The 20,741-nt window shown below is 71.1% G+C and carries 18 protein-coding genes; 11 read left to right on the forward strand and 7 right to left on the reverse strand.

The window, feature by feature from the left end; translation table 11 throughout:
• Positions 1 to 7: 7 nt before the first annotated feature.
• Complete coding sequence (locus ABZ906_RS34880; protein ID WP_361389759.1) at positions 8 to 592, forward strand: hypothetical protein; 585 nt, start codon at positions 8 to 10, stop codon at positions 590 to 592.
• 104 nt (positions 593 to 696) lie between these two features.
• Here ABZ906_RS34880 and ABZ906_RS34885 read toward each other — a convergent pair whose 3' ends face one another.
• Positions 697 to 3,309, reverse strand: coding sequence for an FG-GAP-like repeat-containing protein (locus ABZ906_RS34885; RefSeq protein ID WP_361389845.1), 2,613 nt, complete (start codon positions 3,307 to 3,309; stop codon positions 697 to 699).
• A gap of 445 nt (positions 3,310 to 3,754) precedes the next feature.
• Between ABZ906_RS34885 and ABZ906_RS34890 the strand changes: the two genes are divergently transcribed.
• The 3 genes from ABZ906_RS34890 to ABZ906_RS34900 all read left to right on the forward strand — a co-directional run bounded on the left by ABZ906_RS34890 (position 3,755) and on the right by ABZ906_RS34900 (position 6,901).
• Complete coding sequence (locus ABZ906_RS34890) at positions 3,755 to 4,348, forward strand: RNA polymerase sigma factor (protein WP_361182121.1); 594 nt, start codon at positions 3,755 to 3,757, stop codon at positions 4,346 to 4,348.
• A gap of 682 nt (positions 4,349 to 5,030) precedes the next feature.
• Positions 5,031 to 5,699: an RNA polymerase sigma factor gene (locus ABZ906_RS34895; protein WP_361182119.1), complete on the forward strand. Its 669-nt coding sequence runs from the start codon at positions 5,031 to 5,033 to the stop codon at positions 5,697 to 5,699.
• Positions 5,699 to 6,901: a hypothetical protein gene (locus tag ABZ906_RS34900; protein WP_361389761.1), complete on the forward strand. Its 1,203-nt coding sequence runs from the start codon at positions 5,699 to 5,701 to the stop codon at positions 6,899 to 6,901. The genes ABZ906_RS34895 and ABZ906_RS34900 overlap by 1 nt, the downstream gene beginning before the upstream one ends.
• A gap of 231 nt (positions 6,902 to 7,132) precedes the next feature.
• Here the strand turns inward: ABZ906_RS34900 and ABZ906_RS34905 are convergent, their stop codons facing one another.
• Positions 7,133 to 8,017, reverse strand: coding sequence for a L,D-transpeptidase family protein (locus ABZ906_RS34905; protein WP_361389763.1), 885 nt, complete (start codon positions 8,015 to 8,017; stop codon positions 7,133 to 7,135).
• 157 nt (positions 8,018 to 8,174) lie between these two features.
• Between ABZ906_RS34905 and ABZ906_RS34910 the strand changes: the two genes are divergently transcribed.
• Together ABZ906_RS34910 and leuE are read left to right on the forward strand one after the other, a co-directional pair.
• On the forward strand, positions 8,175 to 9,755 hold the full coding sequence (locus ABZ906_RS34910; protein WP_361389765.1) for a methylmalonyl-CoA mutase family protein: 1,581 nt from the start codon (positions 8,175 to 8,177) through the stop codon (positions 9,753 to 9,755).
• A gap of 96 nt (positions 9,756 to 9,851) precedes the next feature.
• Positions 9,852 to 10,505, forward strand: coding sequence for a leucine efflux protein LeuE (gene leuE / locus ABZ906_RS34915; RefSeq protein ID WP_361389767.1), 654 nt, complete (start codon positions 9,852 to 9,854; stop codon positions 10,503 to 10,505).
• Between the two features lie 21 nt (positions 10,506 to 10,526).
• On the opposite strand, the gene ABZ906_RS34920 is transcribed toward leuE, so the two are convergent.
• Complete coding sequence (locus ABZ906_RS34920; RefSeq protein WP_361182112.1) at positions 10,527 to 10,991, reverse strand: MarR family winged helix-turn-helix transcriptional regulator; 465 nt, start codon at positions 10,989 to 10,991, stop codon at positions 10,527 to 10,529.
• A gap of 17 nt (positions 10,992 to 11,008) precedes the next feature.
• Positions 11,009 to 12,502, reverse strand: coding sequence for an FAD-dependent oxidoreductase (locus ABZ906_RS34925; protein WP_361389769.1), 1,494 nt, complete (start codon positions 12,500 to 12,502; stop codon positions 11,009 to 11,011).
• A 38-nt stretch (positions 12,503 to 12,540) separates the two neighbouring features.
• Here ABZ906_RS34925 and ABZ906_RS34930 point away from each other — a divergent pair, with 38 nt between their 5' ends.
• Complete coding sequence (locus tag ABZ906_RS34930; protein ID WP_361389771.1) at positions 12,541 to 13,188, forward strand: TetR/AcrR family transcriptional regulator C-terminal domain-containing protein; 648 nt, start codon at positions 12,541 to 12,543, stop codon at positions 13,186 to 13,188.
• A 9-nt stretch (positions 13,189 to 13,197) separates the two neighbouring features.
• A complete protein-coding gene (locus ABZ906_RS34935; RefSeq protein ID WP_361389773.1) occupies positions 13,198 to 13,392 on the forward strand; it encodes a hypothetical protein in 195 nt (64 codons plus the stop codon).
• Here the strand turns inward: ABZ906_RS34935 and ABZ906_RS34940 are convergent.
• From ABZ906_RS34940 to ABZ906_RS34950, 3 genes are read right to left on the reverse strand one after another with little or no spacing between them, the layout of a single operon-like run.
• Complete coding sequence (locus tag ABZ906_RS34940) at positions 13,376 to 14,530, reverse strand: acyltransferase (protein WP_361389775.1); 1,155 nt, start codon at positions 14,528 to 14,530, stop codon at positions 13,376 to 13,378. The genes ABZ906_RS34935 and ABZ906_RS34940 overlap by 17 nt on opposite strands.
• Positions 14,527 to 15,876: an alpha-2,8-polysialyltransferase family protein gene (locus tag ABZ906_RS34945; protein ID WP_361389777.1), complete on the reverse strand. Its 1,350-nt coding sequence runs from the start codon at positions 15,874 to 15,876 to the stop codon at positions 14,527 to 14,529. The genes ABZ906_RS34940 and ABZ906_RS34945 overlap by 4 nt, the downstream gene beginning before the upstream one ends.
• Positions 15,876 to 16,853 carry a glycosyltransferase family 2 protein gene (locus ABZ906_RS34950; protein ID WP_361389779.1) on the reverse strand — a complete coding sequence of 326 codons (978 nt, stop codon included), beginning with the start codon at positions 16,851 to 16,853 and terminating at the stop codon, positions 15,876 to 15,878. The genes ABZ906_RS34945 and ABZ906_RS34950 overlap by 1 nt, the downstream gene beginning before the upstream one ends.
• A gap of 198 nt (positions 16,854 to 17,051) precedes the next feature.
• Here ABZ906_RS34950 and ABZ906_RS34955 point away from each other — a divergent pair, with 198 nt between their 5' ends.
• The 3 genes from ABZ906_RS34955 to ABZ906_RS34965 are packed head-to-tail and all read left to right on the forward strand — an operon-like array spanning position 17,052 to position 20,702.
• Positions 17,052 to 18,380, forward strand: coding sequence for a DUF6716 putative glycosyltransferase (locus ABZ906_RS34955; protein ID WP_361182102.1), 1,329 nt, complete (start codon positions 17,052 to 17,054; stop codon positions 18,378 to 18,380).
• A gap of 56 nt (positions 18,381 to 18,436) precedes the next feature.
• Positions 18,437 to 19,738 carry an acylneuraminate cytidylyltransferase gene (locus ABZ906_RS34960; RefSeq protein ID WP_361389781.1) on the forward strand — a complete coding sequence of 434 codons (1,302 nt, stop codon included), beginning with the start codon at positions 18,437 to 18,439 and terminating at the stop codon, positions 19,736 to 19,738.
• Positions 19,739 to 19,772: 34 nt separating this feature from the next.
• Positions 19,773 to 20,702, forward strand: a complete 930-nt coding sequence (locus ABZ906_RS34965; RefSeq protein ID WP_361182504.1) for an N-acetylneuraminate synthase family protein — start codon at positions 19,773 to 19,775, stop codon at positions 20,700 to 20,702.
• Positions 20,703 to 20,741 lie beyond the last annotated feature (39 nt).

A 20,741-nucleotide genomic window follows, 5' to 3' on the forward strand; every position in this document is an offset into this window, starting at 1 on the left:
GTACACCATGGGCGGCCCGGGTCCGAGTCTGGTCGAGCTGATAGCCGACGCCGACGAGAGGGGTCTCGCGGCGAGCGGGCTCGCCTGCCTCGACCGGTGCGTACCGCTCCTGGGCGGCGGGGACGAGGTGCTGCGCCCGCTGTGGGGGTGCCTCGCCGAGGGCAGCGCCTGGGACGTGGCGCTCGCGGAGGCGCGGGTGACGCTGGGCGGCGCTGACGTCCTTGAGGACTCCTCCGCGGACGAGGCGGTCACCCTCGCCTACCGCATGCTGGGCGCCACACCCTCCCGGCGCACCGCCGCCGAACTGCGGGAATGGGCCGACGCGTGCTCCGTCGCGGCACTGCAGATCCACCGCCTCCTGGACACGGTGCCGGACGGCACGACCCGGCTGCACGCACGACGCGAGGGCCGCACGGAGGGAATGTCCCCGCTGGTCGCCGCGGAGCTGAGACGCCAGATACGGATCCTGGAACTCCTGGCGAACCCCACGACGGAAACCGCGGGCCTGCGCCAGGCACTCGACGTCTCCACCGAGGGCCGCCGAGTCCTCCGCGCGGTCGTCTCACGCCGGGTACGGGGGAGCCGGGTCTAACGGGGCCCGGCCGGTCGCCGTCCGAGTTCCCCCCGCAACACCGAGCGCCGTGCTGCTCCCCGGAGTTGAGGGGAGCGGCACGGCGCCAAGTTGCCGGGTCGGGGTTACGGCGTCAGGGATTCGCCCAGGTGGGCTGCCGTGGGGGTACCCAGTTGGGTGCGGCCGTAGTAGGTGCCTGTTGTTGTCGAGACGCCTGATGCGGTGCTGTCCAGCTGGAGGATCGTGCCGTTGCCCTCGTCCTCGCCGTCCACGCCGATGGCGAGGTCAGCGCGGCCGTAGCCCGACAGGTCCGTCAGGACCACCGAGGAGCCGAGGCGGTCCGCCGACTCCGTGGAGCCCGTGATGCCCTCCGTGTCCTGGGTGAAGGCCTGGGCGCCCGTGCCCGTCAGGCCCGATGACGTGCCCTTGAGGAGGAGCGACGTGCCCGCGTCCTTCCGTGATGTGCCGGATCGCGTGATGTCCTCGTTCGGGGCGCCCGTCAGGACGTCCGCGTAACCGTCCAGGTTGAAGTCGCCCGCCGAGACCGACCAGCCCATCGCGTCGCCCGACTCGGCGGCGCCCGGTACCCCGGACGTGTCCTGGTGGATCGTCTTCATGCCGGTGGTCGTGAAGCCCGTCGACGTGCCGGGGACCACCGTCACCTGGCCGCCCGCGTGCGCGCCCGACTCGGCCGTGTACGGCTGGCCTATGACCAGGTCGTCGTAGCCGTTGCCGTTCACGTCGCCGACCGCCACCGACCGGCCGCCCTTGACGGAGAGCGAACCGACCCTGCTCAGGCCCGACTTGGTGCCCTTGAACCACTGGACCTTGCCGATGCCGGCCTGATCGCGGTAGGTCAGCGCCACGTCCGCGTAGCCGTCACGGTTGAAGTCGCCGGACGCGGCATCGGCGTACGAGATGGCCGTGTCGCCCGACGTGAGGGTGCCGCCGACCTCGTTGCCCGCCTTGAAGCGCGCCGCCCACGTGCCGCCGGTGCCGGTGGACGCCGCGAAGACGTCCGCCTTGCCGTCCGCGTTGAAGTCGCCGACGGCCACCGCGGAGCCGAACTTGGCGCCGGGGTAGTGGAAGTCGTCCGCGAGCTGCATGTCCGTGCCCGAGGTGAACTCCGGGCCGTAGAGCATCGTGACCGCGCCGCGGTCCTTGTTCGTGGTGTCGTCCTCGCCGGGCGCGCCGATCGCCAGGTCCGCGTAACCGTCGCCGTTGATGTCGCCCCAGGCCGTGGCCGCGGCCCAGTTGTCGCCCGCCTCCGAGACGCCGGGGACGCCGGGGCTGGACTGGGTGAGGGTCTTCTTGGAGCCGCTGACCGGGCCGTCGAGGCCGCCGGGGACGACCGTCAGGCTGCCGACGCCGCCCGAAGTCCTCGGCGTGCCCGCCACCAGGTCCGTGATGCCGTCACGGTTGAAGTCGGCGGTCGGGATGGCGGAGTTGCGGCCCGCGCTCGTCGCGTAGCGGCGGATCTCGCCGAGCTTCGAGTAGAGGTTCTTGCCGGGGCAGGCCGTCGCGAAGCCGTCCCGGTGACCCGAGATCGTGTTCAGGGAAGGAGTGTCGCCCTTCTTCCACACGCCCGTGTCGTCCGCCGCGGTCAGCGTGACCTTGCCCGACGGGTCGCCGCCGTACTGGCCCAGCTTCCAGGCCGCCGCACGGGCCACCGACTGAAGGGCGGCGCGCGTCGGCTTGCCCGCCGGTTTGTCCGAAGCGGGATCGCCCTCGAAGTCGCCGAGGACCGCGATGCCCGCGGACTCACCGTTGAAGCCGTACGTGTGCGCGCCGCGCACCGGCAGATCGGTGCCGCCGCCGCGGCCCTCGAAGACCTGGCCGCACTTGTCCACGAGGAAGTTGTAGCCGAGGTCGTTCCAGCCCTCGGTCTCCACGTGGTACGTCATGATGCCGCGGACCAGGGACGCCGACTGGGCGCAGCTGTAGTCGTTCGTACCGACCGTGTGGTGGACGAAGACCGCCTTGACCTTGTCTATGTACTCCGGCGGATCCTCGACCTGCGACTCGTCCGCGCCCCATCCCGCCCTGCTGATCATGGGCGGCTTGGTGACCGTGGAGGGGGGAGCGGACGGGACGACCGTGGGTTCCGGTTCGGGGGATGCGGAGGGCGTGGGGGAGCCGGTGGTGGGCTCCGTCGGTGTGGGTGACGTCGGGGTGGTGGGGTCCGGGGCGGACGGGGGCGGAGTGGTCGGCTCCGGCGACCCGGCCGGGTCGCTCGGCTCCGGGGATACTGTCTCGTCCGCCGCGAACGCCGCCGGCGCCATCGCCGAACCGTCCAGCGCCGGGTTCTTCGCCTCCTTGGACGTCACGCCCGGGTCCACGAGGTTGACCTCAAGCCCCTTGGGTAGCGCGGCACTCGAGGTGCCGTCCGCCGCGACCACGCGGACCTCTACGCCGTCCGACGGGCCCACCCACAGCGGCTCGGACGCGGCACGCATGCCCGCCTCCGCCTTCTCGGGCAGATGCAGCTCCAAATCGAGGTGCTGCCAGCCGGTCCACTCGCCGCTCTCGGCGGAGCGCGTACGGACCTCGGCCGTGCCGTCGAGTTCCTTCGTCACGCCGGTCCACGAGACACCGAGCAGCGAGAACTGCTTCGTCGACGTGCGCGGCAGCTCCCTCTCCTTGGCGCCTGCGGTCTTCAGCGCGATGTCGTGCACGCTCACCGGGCGCTTGTCGCGCGCGACGCCGGCGGGCAGATCCCCGGTCGACGGATCGGCCATCGCGTACGTGACGGCCCCCGCACCGCCCAGCACGACGGCTCCGATCGTCAGCCACGCCCTGCGCTTGAGACTCAGCGGTCTGTACGCGTGCGTCACTCGCGCCGACTCGCGCGTTCCGCGCGGTTTCCGCGGGCTCAAATGCCCCACCCCTTAGCGAAGTTACCGAAGTTGTCGAAGTCACCGATGTTGCCTGTTGGCCCAGTTGGCCACAGCGAGTGCGTACGACTGCCAGAAAGGCCAAACGGTTGTATGCGGAAGGGTGAAATGTGACGTGACGTATCCCGCACCCGCGAGGTGTGACGTACGGGCGGGACATTGCGCTGGGTCAGCTGACAGCTGTGAAGGTCTTCCGGGGTGGCCTGTGACATTTCCGTGCGCCCTGGCGCAGCTCAGCGTGGGGGGACGGACACGGTGAGATGCGCCGCACAGGTACGGATGGGAAAGCGTGGGTCGAGGAGGGGAACCCCGTCGCGCACGGGCGCGTGACGAGGAGCTGGGCGCCGCGGTCGCGCGGGCACAGGAGGGTGACGAGGCTGCCTTCGCGGTCGCGTACCGCCTGGTGCAGCCGGGGCTCGTCGGCTATCTGCGGGGCCTGGTCGGCCACGACGGAGAGATCGCCGAGGACATCGCCGCCGAGGCCTGGCTGGAGATCGCGCGCGACCTGGGGCGGTTCCGCGGCGACGGGGCGGGGTTTCGCGGCTGGACGGCGACCATCGCCCGGCACCGGGCGCTCGATCATCTGCGGCGCCAGAAGACCCGGCCGCGGCCGTCCGCCCTCGACCAGGACATGTTCGACCTGCCCGGGCCGCACAGCACGCCGGAGCAGGCGCTCGAGTCCATTTCCACGGAGCGGGCGCTCGCGCTGATCGCGGGGCTGCCGCGGGATCAGGCGGAGGCGGTGTTGCTCCGGGTCGTCGTGGGGCTCGACGCTCCGGCGGCGGCGCGGGTCCTCGGCAAACGTCCCGGGGCGGTGCGGACCGCTTCTTACCGGGGGCTCAAACGCCTTGCGGAGCAGTTGCGGTGGGGAGAGCCGGGGTGACGGGGGAGCCGGAGCGGGAGCGGGAGCGGTATCCGATGGGCGTGGACTCCGGGAATCCTGTTGCCGCGCTTCTCGCGGAGGCGGTGCGGGGCGGGCAGGTCGACGCGGAGGCCCAGCGCAGGGTGCTTGCCGCGTTTCGCTCTGCGCGACGGGCCCGGCGGTCGTCCTTGCCTACGCGGCCGGGGGACGACTGGCGCTGATCTCTGGCCGGGGGGCCTTGGGGGATTTGGGTGCGGGTGGGTGGGGGTGCTCGCGCAGTTCCTCGCGCCCCTTGCGGGGCTGGGCTGTTGTCTTTTGGGTGCGGGTGGGTGGGGGTTTCTCGCGCCGTTCCTCGCGCCCCTGACGGGGCCCATGACTGCCTGCAGGTGGAGGCGAGAGGCGCAGTAGGGCCCGAGGTCGTGGTCGCGGGGCAAGGGGAGTCTGGTTGAGGCCCCTGCCAAGGTGAGCGGCCGGGGTCGCCACCCCCCACAGGAGAGACCCCGGCCGTCACGCGGACGGACCGCACGCGGCCCGTATTCCCTTCAGCGCCGCGCGTGCGTTTTCTGTCACACCGCGTTCTGTCACGCGCTAGTTGCACGTTGTACCAAACATGGACGTGAGCCCACTTCAGCCCGTAGCGTGCTGCTTCGCGCCAGGCTGCGGGGGCAGGACCGCAACCGGTGTAGGCGCATAGGGAGTAGTTGTGCTGGGGGACGACGCGGAACTGACCGCCGCGGTGCTTGCGGCGCAGGACGGGGACGAGACCGCGTTCCGGACTGTGTACCGCGCCGTGCACCCGCGGCTGCTGGGCTATGTGCGGACGCTGGTCGGAGACCCGGACGCGGAGGACGTCGCGTCCGAGGCCTGGCTGCAGATAGCCAGGGACCTCGACCGCTTCAGCGGCGACGCGGACCGGTTCCGCGGCTGGGCCGCACGCATAGCCCGCAACCGCGCGCTCGACCACATCCGTATGCGCGGCCGCCGCCCGGCGATCGGCGGCGACGAGACCGAGCTCACCGGAAAGCCGGGCGACGCGGACACCGCGGACGAGGCGATGGAGTCCCTGGCCACCACGGACGCCCTCGCCCTGATAGCGCAGCTCCCGCAGGACCAGGCGGAAGCCGTCGTGCTCCGGGTGGTCGTCGGCCTGGACGCCAAGAGCGCGGCCCAGACCCTCGGCAAGCGCCCCGGCGCGGTCCGCACCGCCGCCCACCGCGGTCTGAAGCGGCTCGCGGAACTGCTCGGCGCCGACGACCCGCCCAGCGAGGGCCCGTCCCTCGACGCCGTACCGCCCCAGAGGGAGCGGCGACGGCACGCGGTGTCACCTGCTGGTGTGACGCATTCGCGTGTCCGGGCGCAGAAGGACATGTGATGGCCGACGAGGATTACAGGTGGCTGGACCGCGACGCGGCGGAGCGTTTGCTGAGCGGTGAGCCCTTCGACGGCACCGAAAGCGGAACCGCAAACGGAACCGAGAACGGCACCGAGAACGGCACCGAACACCGCACCGAACACCGCACCGAACACCGCACCGGACATTCCCCCGGACACGGCACCGACTGCCACGCCCGCGAGCAAGCCGCACGACTGGCCAAGGCCCTGGCCGCACTGACGCCGGACGAACGAGCGGGCTCCGTCGTACCCGCCGACATTTCCGCCGAACTCCCTGGTGAGGCCGCCGCGCTCGCGGCATTCAGGGAGGCTCGCGGCCCGAAGGCGCGGGTGGCTTCTACGCGCGTGGGAGCGGGCGAGACGGTGCATATCGGGCGCCCGGTCGAGTCCCCGCGCCCCGCACGCTGGGCCCGCCCCATGCGCTACGGCCTCGCCGCCGCCCTCGCCGGCTGCATGATCGGCGGAGTCGCCGTGGCCGCGGGCACCGGCGTCCTCCCCTCGCCGTTCGGCGACCGGGACAAGCCGGGCCCCGCTGCCTCCGCGTCGTCCGTCGCCTCCCCCGAGCCGCTCATGTCCCCGTCCGGCGGTCAGAGCAGCGCCCCGGACGTCGAGCCCGACGACGTGACCACCACCCCGCAAGAGCCCTCGACCGACCCCGGAAACAGCGCCCCGCCCCCGCAGGCCGAGGGCTCGTCGGGCGCGTCCAAGGGCGGCGACGGCGCCACGAAGCCCGGTTCCGGCGATCCGCAGCGCGAGAACGAGGCCGGGGGCTGGTACCGCAAGGTCGTCGCCGCCTGCCGCGACTACCGCAACGGAGATCTCCAGGGCGAGAAGAGGCGCCGCCTGGAAGAGGCCGCCAAGGGCTCCCAGCGCGTCACCGAGTTCTGCGGCCGGGTCCTCGACGGCTCGGGCAACGACCGCGAGCACGAGGGCGGCGGCAACTACGGCGGCAACGGCGGCAACGGCAACGGCAACGGCCATGGCAACGGAGGCGGTGACGACGACGGCGACGGCGACAACGGCGACGGTGACGGCGACGGCTCATGGGGCGGCGGCAACGACCACTGGGGCAACGGCGGCCTCGCCCCCGCCCCGCCCGTGAAGAGTCCTTCGGTGCCGCAGACGCCCACCCCGAGCGCCTCGTACAGCGCCGGCCCCGTACTGCCCGACCACGCGTCCTAGCCGCTCACGGCCGGTCGCCGGAGCCGGTGCCTGAACGCGGTCCTGGCTGGGTGTGACGTTTTTTGAAGCAGTGACGCAGTAAGAAGTGAGCCGACTGGTCATCGGCCCGCGCACGAGCCAGGGGTTCCCCCCGTACCTTTGGCTCCGTGCCACCAGCGTGGGCGGGAGACGTTCCCCCGATCCCGCCCACGCTGATTAATCCGGCCCTTGCCCCGCTCGCGGGCGACCGCCTCACTTGTAGACGACGACCTTGTCGCCCTTCCTGACCTCCGCGAACAGATTCGCGATCTTCTTCTCGTCGCGTACGTTCACGCAGCCGTGCGATGCGCCGGTGTAGCCGGTCGCCGCGAAGTCCGTCGAGTAGTGCACGGCCTGGCCGCCGCTGAAGAACATGGCGTACGGCATGGAGCTGTCGTACAGCGTCGAGACGTGGTGGCGGGACTTCCAGTAGACGCTGAACGTGCCGTCGCGCGTCGGCGTGTACTGCGAGCCGAAGCGCACGTCCATCGTCGACATGACCTTCCCGTCGATCATCCAGGTCAGCGTGCGGCTCTCCTTGCTGATGCACAGGACGCGGCCGGTCATGCAGGCCTTGGCGGGCTTGGACGGCGGGATGCCGCCCCCGGAGTACAACTCGTACTTCGTCGGCTTGTCCGTCATGTCGAGCAGCCGCTGCCAGGTGACCGTGTCCGTCGTGCCCGTGCCGGGCAGCCCGCGCTTCTCCTGGAAGCCGTGGACCGCGGCGGCCGTGGACTTGTCGTACGTGCCCGTCGGATCCGCGTAGATCCACTGGATCTGCCGCAGCCTGGCCTGCAGTTCCCGCACCTGGTCGCCGCGCTGGCCGGGCGCGAGCAGAGTCTTCGGGGCCGGCTTCGGGGTCGGCGACTCCCCGGACTCCCCGGACTTGCCGTCCGGCTTCCCGGACGGCGCATCGGAGCCGCCCGCGTCGGAGCCCTCCGCGTCGGAGCCGCCCTGCTGCGTCTTCGTGGGCGAGATCCGGACCGGCCCGTCCTGTCCGTTCGCACCGTCGGCCTGCGCCTTGCACCCGCCGACCAGAGCGACCGCGACCACGGCCCCTACGGCTATCGCACCTTTGTGCACAACGACCCCCGCCATCGCTCCACTGCTCGACAGACTCGCTGAGAGTGTTCCCCGCGAGTGACCACTCCTGAACGTTGCCCCATGCTGGACTGGAACCGCCATACCGGACAGGTAACGGGACAGATATCGGGACAGGTAACGGAGAAGATTCTCCGGCAGGAGGCACAGAGCGATGGCGCGTGAGTCGGAGTCCGGGCTGCCCGTCGAGCCCGTGTACGGCCCCGAAGATCTCGAAGGCTGGGATCCCGCGACGAAGCTGGGCGCCCCCGGCGCCTATCCGTACACCCGCGGTGTCTACCCGTCGATGTACACCGGCCGCCCCTGGACGATGCGCCAGTACGCCGGGTTCGGTACGGCCGTCGAATCGAACGCCCGGTACAAGCAGCTGATCGCGAACGGTACGACGGGCCTGTCCGTCGCCTTCGACCTGCCCACGCAGATGGGCCACGACTCGGACGCGCCGATCGCGTCCGGCGAGGTCGGCAAGGTCGGGGTCGCGATCGACTCGATCGACGACATGCGGGTCCTGTTCGGCGGCATCCCGCTGGACAAGGTGTCGACGTCGATGACGATCAACGCTCCCGCCGCGCTGCTCCTGCTCCTGTACCAACTGGTCGCGGAGGAGCAGGGGGCCGACGCCGGCGGGCTGACGGGCACGATCCAGAACGACGTGCTCAAGGAGTACATCGCGCGCGGCACGTACATCTTCCCGCCCAAGCCCTCGCTGCGCCTGATCGCGGACATCTTCAAGTACTGCCGGGCCGAGATCCCGAAGTGGAACACCATCTCCATCTCCGGCTATCACATGGCCGAGGCGGGCGCGACGCCCGCGCAGGAGATCGCCTTCACGCTCGCCGACGGCATCGAGTACGTGCGCACGGCGGTCGCGGCGGGCATGGACGTCGACGACTTCGCGCCCCGCCTGTCCTTCTTCTTCGTGGCCCGTACGACGCTCCTGGAGGAGGTCGCCAAGTTCCGTGCCGCGCGCCGGATCTGGGCCCGCGTGATGCGCGAGGAGTTCGGCGCGCGGAACCCCAAGTCGCTGATGCTGCGCTTCCACACCCAGACCGCCGGGGTCCAGCTCACCGCCCAGCAGCCCGAGGTGAACCTCGTCCGGGTCGCCGTCCAGGGCCTGGGCGCGGTGCTCGGCGGCACCCAGTCGCTGCACACGAACTCCTTCGACGAGGCGATCGCGCTGCCGACCGACAAGAGCGCGCGCCTGGCCCTGCGCACGCAGCAGGTCCTGGCGTACGAGACGGACGTGACGGCCACGGTCGACCCGTTCGCCGGGTCGTACGTCGTCGAGAAGATGACCGACGACATCGAGGCCGCGACCCTCGGACTCATGGAGCGCGTCGAGGACATGGGCGGCGCGGTGGCCGCCATCGAGCAGGGCTTCCAGAAGGCGGAGATCGAGCGCAGCGCCTACCGCATCGCGCAGGAGACCGACTCCGGCGAGCGCGTCGTGGTCGGCGTCAACCGCTTCCAGCTGGACGAGGAGGACCCCTACGAACCCCTCCGCGTCGACCCCGCCATCGAGGCCCGGCAGGCGGCCCGGCTCGCGAAGCTGCGGGCGGAGCGCGACCAGGGGGCGGTGGACGCGGCGCTCTCGGCACTCAAGGAAGCGGCGAAGGGCGACGCCAACGTCCTCTACCCGATGAAGGACGCGCTGCGGGCGCGGGCGACGGTGGGCGAGGTGTGCGACGCGCTGCGGGAGGTGTGGGGGGCGTACGTGCCGACGGACGCGTTCTGACGGGTGGGGTGTTGCCGGGGTGGCAGGTGAGATCAGGGTGTCCGCTGGGCGGACACCGCGTCCCCCATGTCGTACGTGCGTGCGACACTCCGCACCATGCTGGGTGTCACCGATCTTCCGACCTATCTCGCGGGCCTCGCCCTGATCATTCTGCTTCCGGGGCCGAACTCGCTGTACGTGATCTCCGTCGCCGCGCGCCGCGGCGTACGCACCGGCTACAAGGCCGCGGCCGGAGTGTGGTGCGGTGACACCGTCCTGATGACGCTCTCGGCCGCCGGAGTGGCCTCGCTGCTCCAGGCCAACGCCATCCTCTTCGGGATCGTGAAGTACGCCGGTGCCGGCTATCTGACCTGGCTCGCGGTGGGAATGCTGCGGGCCGCGTGGGGCATGTGGCGCGCACGGCGCGAGCAGATCGCGGAGCAGGCGGAGAGCGCGCCTCAGGAGAAGGGCGAGCGGCCGTTCCGCAGGGCCCTGGTGATCAGCCTGCTCAATCCGAAGGCCATCCTCTTCTTCATCGCCTTCTTCGTGCAGTTCGTCGACCCGGGGTACGCCTACCCCGCGCTCTCCTTCCTCGTGCTCGGCATCCTCGCCCAGGTGGCGAGCGTCCTCTACCTCACCGCCCTGATATTCGGCGGCACGAAGCTGTCGGCCGCCTTCCGCCGCCGCAAGCGGCTCTCGGCGGGAGCCACTTCGGCGGCGGGCGCGCTGTTCCTAGGGTTCGCGGCGAAGCTCTCGCTCGCCGGCGGATGAGCGGCCGGTGGGGCGGCGGCCTCAGTGATGCCAGGCCGCCCCGCCCACGTTGTGGATCATGCGCTGGAGCACCTTGAGGGTGCGGACGTACTCCTCGTCCGAGATGCCCTCGTGGATCTCCGCGCGGGTCTTCTGCTGGCGCGCGGCGGTGTCGTCGCGCAGCCTGCGGCCCTCGTCGGTGATGCGGAGGCGGCCGGTGACGTCCTCGGTGAGCAGGGCGCGGTCGTGCAGGGTGCTGATGTCGTGGTGCAGGGCTCCGTCGCCGACGTTCAGGTAGCCGCGCAGGGTGCCGATCACGGCTTCCTTGTCACGGCCGTCCTCGGCGACGATCTGGTTCAGGATCCACCACTGGGGCTGGGTGAGGCCCGCCTCCGCGAGCATGGTGCGGATGTGGTGCACGACGGCCTCGCCCGCGGCGGACGCCCAGTAGCCGATGGGCTGGTCGACGAGGTCCTCGTCGCTGTGGGAGTACGTGAAAGTGTCCATGCCCAGAACGTAGAACCTCAACTTTGCTTGAGGTCAACCGTCTTCGGCGCACCTCCGTGGATCAACTTGAAGTAGTCCGTCAGCGCCGGGCCCGTCGCCTCATCGCCCGCCCAGCCCACGTACCCGTCGGGGCGCACCAGGAACAGCCCCTTGCCGTAGGGCGCGTAGGCCTCGACGCGGTGTACGTGCACCAATTCCCCGTCCAGCGCCGGGATCTCCGCGTCCGTGCCCACCGCGAGCAGCGTGAAGTGCGGGCCCCTGAACAGGTCGAACAGCCTGCCCCCTGCGGCAATCGGCCCGTCCGGCGCGCGATCGCCCGCCCGCAGCGCCCCCTCCGGGAGGCCCGTACGGGTCTCCGCCGCCAGGGAGCTGTCCCGGTAGCCCAGGCCCAGTTGGCGCGTGGCGTCCCCGCGCCGCTCCTCGCCCCGGTGGACGCGGGTGGAAAGGCCCAGCATCCGCGCGGCATTGGGCAGGCGCTCGGCCTCGTAGGTGTCGAGCAGGGCCGCGGGCGCGCCGCCCCGCAGGACCGCGCCCAGCTTCCAGCCCAGGTTGTACGCGTCCTGCACGCTGGTGTTCAGGCCCTGCCCGCCCGCCGGTGAGTGCACGTGCGCCGCGTCTCCGGCGAGGAAGACGCGGCCCTCGCGGAACCGGTCCGCCATCGCCGCGCGCGGCCGGAAGTCGGAGGCCCAGCGCACCTCGGTCACGTCGTCGGCGGCCAGATGCGTACGGGCGGCGACGACCGCGCGCACGCCGTCGAGCGAGGTGTCGGGGCCCGTCCCGTCCGTGAACTGCGCCGTCAGCTGGAAGTCCGCCGTGCCCGCGAGCGGGCAGATCGCCAGGAAGCCTCCGCCCTCGGCGGCGGGCGGGAACATGTGCCAGTTGTCGCGGTCCAGGGCGGGGATGCGGACGTCGGCCACCAGGACCGGGTTCGGGTCGACGGTCTCGCCCGTCATGCCGATGCCGAGCGCCGCGCGCACGGTCGAGCGCCCGCCGTCCGCCGCCACGGCGTACGCGGCGCGGACGGTCCCGCCGTCCGCGAGCCGTGCGGTGACGCCCTCCTCGTCCTGGGTCAGCTCCGTCAGACCGGCGCCGAACCGGATGTCGTCGCCGCCGAGTTCCTTGAGGCGGGCGTACAGGATCTCCTGCGTGCGCCATTGGGGGACCATCAGCGGCCGGTTGTACGGGGCGTCCGGCGTCGGCTCCACCTCGTCGAACATGCGGTGCTCGCCCTGCCGCTCGCCGTCCCGCCAGATCATGCCGACCGGGTAGGTGCCGCCCGCCGCCTCGGCCGCCGCGATGATCCCGAGGTCGTCGAAGACCTCCTGGGTGCGGGGCTGGATGCCCTTGCCGCGGGAGCCGGGGAAGAGGGCGTCGGCCCGCTCGACGACCAGGGTGCGCACCCCGCGCCGCACGAGATCGCAGGCGAGGGTCAGTCCGGTGGGCCCGGCGCCCACGACGAGCACGTCCGTCAGCAACAGGGATGGGGCGTCCTTAACGCTGTTAAGTTCCATGTCCCGGAGCCTGCACTTAACGGTGTTAAATTGTCAAGGTGGCTACGACACCCCTGGACCGCACCCGCGTGGCGGTCACCGCCCTGAAGCTCCTGAACGAGACGGGCCTCGACGGGCTCTCCCTGCGCGCCATCGCCAAGGAACTGGACGTCAAGGCGCCCGCTCTGTACTGGCACTTCAAGGACAAGCAGGCGCTGCTCGACGAGATGGCGACGGTGATGCTGCGGCGCATGAGCGAGGACTTCGCGGCGGACGAACTGCCCGGCGCCGACTGGTCGGTCACCCTGGCGGCGGCGATGCGGGGCCTGCGGCGCCATCTGCTGATGTACCGCGACGGCGCGAAGGTCTACAGCGGCACGCACTTCACCGACATGTCGTACGCGGCCCCCATGGAGGCCCATCTGCGCAGGCTCACCGACGGGGGCTTCACGCCCGGCGGCGCGGCCCGCGCCTGGCTCACGGCGTACAGCTTCACGATCGGCTTCGTGATCGAGGAGCAGTCCATGGGCCCCGACCCGGCGAAGGAGGAGGGCGGCTACGACCTGGCGGCGCGCGCGCAGCGCCTCGACGGTTATCCGCTCGCGGCGGCCGCCGGCGACGAACTGTTCCGTGACTTCGACGCGGGGTTCGAGAAGGGCCTGGCCGCGGTGGTCGCCGGGATCGGGGCGACGATGCTCGAAACGTAGTCTGGGCCCATGAGCGACGACCCGGCCACGAGTGAAGCCCCCTCCGCAGGCGAAGACCCGGCAGAGGTCCTGGGCCGCCTCGTCCAGGAGTTGGCGGACGCGATAGGCGAGGCGCAGGACGTCATGGGCGAGGCGATGGACGTCGCCCGCGCGGCGGCGGGCGACGCCGATTCCGGTACCGGCGGAGCTACTTCCGGGTCATGAGCCCGCCGCGGATCAGCGGTGTGAGCCGCTCCTCCACGAAGCGGTTCAGGAGCCACGCGAGCAGCAGCATCGCCGCGATCGTCAGACCGAAGGTCGCGTACGACGGGAGGCCGAGCCCCCGGTGCAGTGCGGCCACCGTCACCCAGCCCAGATGCTCGTGCACCAGGTAGAACGGGTACGTCAGGGCTCCCGCCACCGTCAGCCACTTCCAGTCGACCCGGTGCAGCGCGCCGAGCGCGATGAGCAGGACCGCGGCGAAGCCCGCCGTGACGACCGCGATGATCCCGAAGGACGTGCGGTAGGAGAAGAAGTCCGGGTTCGGGGCGTGCCAGAGGCGGTCCACCGCGTAGTGCTGGCCGATCAGCCAGCTCGCGCCCACGATGCCCCAGGCCGTGAGGTCCCTGCGGTCACGGTGGACGAGGTAGATGCCGATGCCGCCGATGAAGAAGGGCGCGTACTCGGGCATGAGGACGAGGTCGAGCAGCGGCTCGTTCGCACCCTCCGCGATCACCGCGGCCAGGGTCCACACCGCGCAGAACAGGATCACGCGGGCCCGGTTCGCGCCCGGCAGGACGACGCAGAGCGCGAAGAGGGCGTAGAAGCGCAGCTCGGCCCAGAGCGTCCAGCAGACCCCGAGCACCCGGTCCACGCCGAGCGGCTGCTGGAGCATGGTCAGGTTCACCAGGGCGTCGCTGGGCGAGACCGCCTCGTACGCCACCACGGGCAGCGCGAAGACCGCCGTCACCAGCACGATCGCGGCCCAGTACGAGGGGAAGAGCCGCGAGACGCGGGAGGCGAAGAACGCGCGCAGCGGACGGCCCCAGCCGCTCATGCAGATCACGAAGCCGCTGATGACGAAGAAGATCTGCACGCCGAGGCAGCCGTACGCGAACCAGCTGTGGGCCGTGGGGAATTGCAGCTGCGGAGAGTTGCCCCAGGCCTCGGAGATCTCGCCGTCACGGCCGCCGTAGTGATAGGCCGCGACCATCAGGGCGGCGATGAGCCGCAGCCCGTCCAGGGCCCTGAGCCGGGGCCGCGCACGCTTGGTCGCCGAGGGGGCCGCAATCGTGCGTGCGAGGGCAGGGGGCGTATCCGCTCCCGGCGAGTGCTTCGGGAGCGTCGTTGTGGGAGAGGTCATCCGAGTGCGGTCCGCTTGATGGAGCGCTTGACCGAGCGGGCGCGGCGCGCGACCCGGCGTACGGCCGCGTTGCGCGGGATGAACGAGAGCTGCGAGGGCAGCGCTCCGGGCAGGGCGAGGGCCGTGAGGCGGCGCCGCTTGAAGTAACGCCAGGTGTGCGGGGTGAGGTGCGTCGAGAGGTAGCGCTCGGCGGCCGTGCGGCGGCGCGGGTAGATCTGCGGCTGCATGGCGAAGCCCACGGCGACGAGCAGTTCGCCCAGGTCGGCGACCGGCATCCCCGGCTGGCGTCCGGTGACCGCGCCCTTGTCGGCGAGGTCGGGGAGCAGCGCGTCCACGATGGTGACCGGGACGCGGTTGCTGTTCTGGTAGGGCGCGAGCCGCTCCAGGAGGGTCTCCGTGCCGGTGCGGGCGACCGGCAGGCCGTACAGCGCGGAGGCCGTGAGCAGCGCGGTCGAGAAGCAGCCGACGACGAGCGCGGGCCGCATCCGCTGGTACAGGACCTCGGCGAGGACCGGCGAGTCGAGGACGGTCAGCTCCACGCCGATCGCCTCCGCCTCCTTCTCCAGCATGCGCGACCAGCGGGCCGGAGCGGTGGGATGCGGCTTGAACACCACGCGCGTATGGCCGAGTTCGGCGGCGCCGCGCACCATCCGTACGTGCAGCTCCTCCTCTTCCTCGGCGGTGAGGATGCCGAGGGCGGAGAGGTACTGGCCCAGGAGCAGGGCGGGTTCGGCGATGTCCGGGACGTCGGTCTCGGTGTCGGCGAGACGGCCGAGCACCTTCACGAACGTCTCGGTAGGCACGATCTCCGGCTCGACGTCGAACTCGGTCAGGAGCAGCGGGGTCAGGCCGGGCACCAGGTCCAGGTGCAGGAGGCGGCGCACCCGGGTGCCGACCAGGGGGTCGATCTTGTTGCGGGTCGGGCCGTAGCTCATCAGGCCGTCCGCGTAGACGTCCACGGGCGCGCCCGTGAAGATCTGCGCGAGGGCCAGGGCCGGGTTGACCTGGATCGATTCGACGGCGAGCTCGATGTCGTCGTCACCGAGATCCCACAGGAGCCGGATGTAGCGCTCCCACAGCGGGAGGTCGTCGGCCCGCGGGGCCCAACCGCCCGGATGGAAGGGGGAGATGGCCTCGTTCCAGGACCGTACGTCGTCGAAGCGGTCCCGCAGGCGCTCGAAGCCCGGCATCTCGTCCACGGAGAGGGTCGTCTCCGGCGTCGCCGCGTTGTTGCTGACGAGCAGCAGCCGCCGGTCGGCGGGGCCGAAGCTGTCGGCGTCGATCGCTGCGGCGAGCGTGGCGGTCCCGTACAGCGTGGACGCCATGAAGATCTGCGTCGTGGCCATTACGCGGCCACCTCCGCCGACACCGGGCGCCGGCGAAGGCGGCGCAGGCGCGTGGCCCGCTGTATGTCCATGGAGTCGAGGGCGTCGTCGAGAACGCCCTGCGGCATCCGCTTCAGGGCGGCCGCACTCAGTGACTTCAATTTCCGCGCCACTTGTGGCTCGAACCTTTCGATGGATCCCAGATGGTGGGAAATGATCGCGCAGTAAGTACGGACTGCCTTCGGCAGGAGTTTGTCCGCGTCGCGGTCCTCGGCGGTTTCACGTACCACCTGGTCGAATGCCCGGATGAAATCGAGCTGGCGTACGTCACCGATCTGGGTCAGTGACGAAGCGACCCCGCGCCGGTAGAAAACGCCGAGCAGACCCACCGCGGCGAAGGATTCCGCCTCGCGGTGCAGGCGCCAGATCCAGGGCCGGTCCTCCGCGGTGCGCAGGCCGTCCGTGAAGTGCAGCAGACCCTGATCGGCCAGGCGCCGGTGGTAGATGCCCGCCCAGGCGTACGCGTAGTCGACGGACGTCGAGCGGTCGGCGGGCAGGATGACGTCCCGCGGCGGCATGACGACACCGCGCCTGCCGTGCGGGACACGGTGGACGCTGCGGGCCCGCGCGGTGCACTGCACATGGTCGGTACGGACGAAGTCGCAGCCCAACTCCTCGATCGCGGAGACGAGTTGTGCGTAATAACCGGGCGCGAGCCAGTCGTCACCGTCCAGGAAGGTGAGGTACTCGCCGCGCGCCGCGTCAAGGCCCGTGTTGCGGGCGGTCGCGAGACCGCCGTTCGTCTCATGTCTGAGATGGACGGCGCCGGGCAGTTCGCGCGCGGCACGCTCCAGGATCTCTGGAGTCTCGTCCTTCGAACAGTCGTCGACGAGAATGAATTCGAAGTCGTCGCGCGAGTTCGCTCGCAGACTCTTCAAGGTGTCGGGCGCGTATTGCTGCACGTTGTAGAACGGCACGATGACGGAGAGCTTAACCACGTGGGTGACGTTAGGTGTCGGCCCGGCATTCGTCTTGGCCGATGGTGAGATGCCAGGTGAACGACGCATGGCGGAATGGTTAACCTGCCTGCCCACCGGCGGTTTCCCGGCCTGATTCGCCATTCGTCGGCATTCTGTTAACCGTTTGTTGCATCTGAGTTGGGCCGCCAATCTCAATGCCTTCCTAGCGTCTTGGCTGTGCCAGCAAGCAACAGCGGGACGACACGGATCACCGTGCTCGCCGACTCCGACACCCGGTGGAAATGGGGCGCGCTCACCGCGAGCCGCCTCACCGCCGAGGGCGCGGACACACGCCTCGACGGACGCCTCCTCCGCGGCCGGGCCACGCCCACCGTCCGCCAGCTCGAAGAGGTCGGGGTGCGCGCGGACTCCCTCCGCGAAGTCACCGCGATCGAGTTCCTGCGCGAGGTCGAGCGCGAAGCACCCGACGTGATCGTGCTCGCCCTCGTGGGCGGCGCGGTCCAGGCGGTCCTGCACGGACTCGCCCGGGTGGCGGCGGACGCCGCAGGCTCCGGAAAGCGCCCCGTCGTCGTCACCGGCTACGTCGGCGTCGTCTACGAGAAGCTCGCCGACGGCCTGCTGCTCCGGCACGGCGCGGACGTCGTCCTCGCCAACTCCCGCCAGGACGCGGAGCGTTTCCGCGCCGTATACGAGGGAGTGGGCGCCGACGCGTCGGGCGTCGTGGAGAGCGCGCTGCCGTTCCTCGGCGGCGCGGCCTATCCCGGAAAGGACCAGAAGCACGACCCGTACACGGTCGTCTTCGCGGCACAGCCCTCCGTGCCCGACAGCCGCGCACACCGCACGTACCTGCTGCGCCGCATGGTCGAGCACGCACGTCTGCACCCGGACCGCGAGGTCCTGATCAAGCTGCGCAGCAAGCCCGGCGAACACACCACGCACATCGAGGAACTGCCCTACCAGAAGCTCGCCAAGGGCGAGGACCTGCCGCCCAACTGCCGTCTCGTGTACGGCAACATGGGCGAGGTTCTCGACCGCACCGACCTGCTCGTCACGGTCAGCTCCACCGCCGCGCTCGAATCCCTGCACCGCCGCATCCCCACCGCGGTCCTCACCGACCTCGGGGTGCGCGAGGCGCTGGGCAACCACCACTTCATCGGATCCGGATGCCTGGCGTCCTGGGACGAGATCGACGCGGGGTACAGCCCCGAGGCCGCTCCGGAGTGGGTCGCGCGGCAGGGCGTCGCGCCCGACGGGACGTACGAGAAGGCCTTCGACGCGGCACGTGAACGCGTGGCGTCGCTGCTCGCCAGGACCTCGCTGCCCGCGATCGCCCCGTACTACAGCCTCATCACCGCCCCCGGATACCTCCCCGGCATCCTGGCCCGCCACCACCTCGGCCCGGACGGCGCCCCGCTGCCCGGTGTCCCCGCCGCGGACCGCGAGCCGGGACCGGTGCGCCAGGCCGTCCGCAGCGCGGCGCGCGGCGCCTACCGGCACGGGGTGCAGCGCGTGGCCCCCGTCATCCGGCGGATGGGCGAGCTGTGATCCCCCCGCAAGGCCTCCCCCGACAAGGCACTCACGGCATCCCCCAAGGAGCCCCCATGTCCCACCCCCACCCAGCGGGAACCCACCAAGGCGGCGCCTCCGCACCCCGCGTCCTCGCCGTCGTCCCGGCCCGCGGCGGCTCCAAGGGCGTGCCCGCCAAGAACCTCGCCCCGGTCGGCGGTGTGCCCCTGGTGGCGCGCGCCATCCGCGAGTGCCTGGCCGCGCGGCTCGTCACGGACGTCGTCGTCTCCACGGACGACCACGTGATCGCCGAGGCCGCACGCGCGGCCGGCGCCGAAGTGGTCCTGCGCCCCGCGGCGATCGCCGGGGACACCGCGACCAGCGAGGCCGCGGTCCTGCACGCGATGGACGAGCACGAGGCGCTGCACGGCAAGGCGGTCGACGTCGTCCTGCTCGTCCAGTGCACCAGCCCCTTCATCGTCCGCGAGGACGTGGACGGCGTGGTCGGCTCGATCGTCGACGGCGGCGCCGACACGGCACTGACCGTGGCGCCCTTCCACGGCTTCGTCTGGCGCGACGCCGACGACGAGCCCGCGGCCCTCGACGCGCGGCGCACCGGCGAGGTGGGCGGCACCACGAAGGTCGCCAACGCGACCGCGACCGACGGCGGTTACGGCGTCAACCACGACAAGTCCTTCCGCCCGCGCCGTCAGGACCGCCCCCAGGACCTCCTGGAGACCGGCGCGGTCTACGCCATGGACGTGGCCGGCTTCCGCGAGCACAAGCACCGCTTCTTCGGCCGCACCGAACTGGTCCGCACGGACCCGGCACGCGTCCTGGAGGTCGACGACCCGCACGACCTCGCCCGCGCCCGCGCCCTCGCGCCGCTCTTCGACTCCGGCCGGGCCGACGCGCTTCCGACCCGCGACGACATCGACGCGGTCGTACTCGACTTCGACGGCACCCAGACCGACGACAGGGTGCTGATCGACTCCGAAGGACGGGAGTTCGTCTCCGTACACCGCGGGGACGGCCTCGGCATCGCGGCCCTGCGGGACGCGGGCATCCCGCTGCTGATCCTGTCCACGGAGAAGAACCCGGTCGTCGCCGCGCGGGCCAGGAAGCTGAAGCTTCCCGTCCTGCACGGCATCGACCGCAAGGACCTCGCACTCAAGCAGTGGTGCGAGGAGCAGGGCATCGCTCCCGAGCGCGTGCTCTACGTCGGAAACGACGTCAACGACCTCCCGTGCTTCGGCCTCGTCGGCTGGCCCGTGGCGGTCGCGAGCGCCCACGACGTCGTACGCGGCGCCGCACGCGCGGTCACCGCACTCCCCGGTGGTGACGGCGCGATCCGAGAGATCGCCGCATGGATCCTCGGCCCCTCCCTCAACAAGTAAGGAAAGTTCTGCCATGAGCTCCACGACCCCCGCGATCTCCAACTCCCGTCTGCGCACCTTCGGTTCGAAGACCGCAGGCCCCGGTCAGCCCGTCTACATCACGGGTGAGATCGGCATCAACCACAACGGCGAGCTCGACAACGCCCTCGCGCTGATCGACGTGGCCGCCGACGCCGGCTGCGACGCGGTCAAGTTCCAGAAGCGCACCCCGGAGATCTGCACCCCGCGCGACCAGTGGGACATCGAGCGCGACACCCCCTGGGGCCGGATGACGTACATCGACTACCGCCACCGCGTGGAGTTCGGCGAGTCCGAGTACCAGGCCATCACCGAGCACTGCAAGAAGCGCGGCATCGACTGGTTCGCTTCCCCGTGGGACACCGAGGCCGTCGCCTTCCTGGAGAAGTTCGACCTCCCGGCCCACAAGGTCGCCTCGGCCTCGCTCACGGACGACGAGCTGCTGCGCGCCCTGCGCGCCACCGGCCGCACGGTCATCCTCTCCACCGGCATGTCGACCCCGAAGCAGATCCGCCACGCGGTCGAGGTCCTCGGCTCGGACAACATCCTGATGTGCCACGCCACGTCGACGTACCCGGCGCAGGCCGAGGAGCTCAACCTCCGCGTGATCAACACCCTCCAGCAGGAGTACCCCAACGTCCCGATCGGCTACTCCGGCCACGAGACGGGCCTCCAGACCACCCTCGCGGCGGTCGCGCTCGGCGCCACGTTCGTCGAGCGCCACATCACTCTGGACCGCGCGATGTGGGGCTCCGACCAGGCCGCCTCCGTCGAGCCCCAGGGCCTCACCCGCCTCGTCCGCGACATCCGCACCATCGAGGCCTCCCTCGGTGACGGCGTCAAGAAGGTCTACGAGTCGGAGCTCGGCCCGATGAAGAAGCTGCGCCGCGTCGCGGGCGTCGTCGCCGAGGCGGACGCGGCCGAGCGCGAGCCGGTCGCGGTCTGAGCGCGCGGACGCTCCTGACGGGGCCTCTCACCGGGCCCC

The sequence above is a fragment of the Streptomyces sp. NPDC046925 genome (assembly GCF_040644915.1).
In the GTDB taxonomy this organism is placed as follows: domain Bacteria; phylum Actinomycetota; class Actinomycetes; order Streptomycetales; family Streptomycetaceae; genus Streptomyces.